This is a genomic window from Kitasatospora sp. NPDC007106 (assembly GCF_040634455.1).
Taxonomy (GTDB): Bacteria; Actinomycetota; Actinomycetes; order Streptomycetales; family Streptomycetaceae; genus Kitasatospora; species Kitasatospora arboriphila.
This window is the reverse complement of the sequence record NZ_JBEYFP010001337.1, coordinates 1-1,210: the sequence shown is the minus strand read 5'-3', so window position 1 is coordinate 1,210 and position 1,210 is coordinate 1. Positions and strand designations below refer to the sequence as shown.

Annotated in this window: 1 protein-coding gene and 1 pseudogene; one reads left to right on the top strand and one right to left on the bottom strand. The window is 74.5% G+C overall.

The annotated features are described in order from the left end of the window. The first annotated feature begins 87 nt into the window (after positions 1 to 87). On the top strand, positions 88 to 750 hold the full coding sequence (locus tag ABZ641_RS38300) for a hypothetical protein (protein WP_344622445.1): 663 nt from the start codon (positions 88 to 90) through the stop codon (positions 748 to 750). 110 nt (positions 751 to 860) lie between these two features. Here the strand turns inward: ABZ641_RS38300 and ABZ641_RS38295 are convergent. Continuing rightward, positions 861 to 1,210: pseudogene (locus ABZ641_RS38295) on the bottom strand (hypothetical protein); the annotation flags it as partial.

Here is a 1,210-nt window from a genome sequence, read left to right as displayed (position 1 = left end):
GCCGCGAGCCCCTCCGCGGCGGGTCCGTCCGCCGCGAGTCCGTCCGCGGGCAAAGGGCCGTCGGGTGCGGAATCCGGCACGGGCACGGTGTCACCGAGCAAGGGCGCGGTGGCCGAGCCGGGGACGGCGGACCTGACCTGGCAGGCGATGACGAAGATCCTCTCGGACCTGCTGCCGCCGGGCGCCCGGCTGGGCAACCTGAACGCGTTCGGCGTGAAGTTCAACACCAAGCCGAACCAGCGCTACATCGAGCTGGAGTACGACGACGGCCACGGGCCCTCCACGGTCATGGTGACGGTGAGCCAGGGCCGGCCGCCGAGCCCGGTCACCTGCGAGACCTGGCAGGGCGGCTCGGACGAGGGCACCCGGAAGAGCGGCTACGAGGCGCCGCTGTGCAGGACCGAGCAACTGCCGGACGGCGGCCGGCTGCGGATGTTCGTCACCGGCACCGACGTGGCGGGCCTGTACGACGAGATGATGGATCTCACCCGGCCCGACGGCACCACCGTCCAGGTGGTGGCAGCGAACGGCACGCTCGACCAGTACACGGGCCAGAAGGGGGTGCCGATCACGGTGACCCGCGAGCGGCCGCCGCTCGGCCTGGACGGCTGGAAGGCACTGGTGCAGAGCCCGCGGTGGCAGCTGAAGGTGCCGCAGTCGGTGGTGGACTCCGGCCGTGCCTTCGCCGAGACCGTCACCCGCTTCCCCTGCCCGGACGGTGCCAAGAAGGGCGACTGCACCATCGACTGACCCCCGGCCGGTCCGCCGCTCCGGCGCCCGCCGCGGACCCGTCGACGAACGCACCACCGTGGCGCCCCCACTCGACCGCCCCTCGCCCTCCTCCGCGCACGCTCCCCGTGTCAGCGCGGCACGAGGACGGCGACGTGCGACCCGAACGCCATCGCCAGCCGTCCGTCCGGGGCGGCGGCGAGCGCCTGCACGGGCTCGGGCAGCACGCGGTCGGCGCCGGCCCTGCGGCCGGTGAGCGGATCGAGGAACCGCACCGCACATTCCTCGCGAACGGCCGCCACTGGCCGTCCCCCTGCCGTCCCGACCAGCACCGCCGTGGCCGCGGACGGCGCCGCGGAGATCTCCGCACGGCCGATCTCCGCCATCCCCGCCAGGTCCCACAGCCGCAGCGTGCCGTCGCGCGCCGTGCTCGCGGCGACCGGTGTCCCGTCGAGCACCGCCGTGGACACCGAGGTCACCC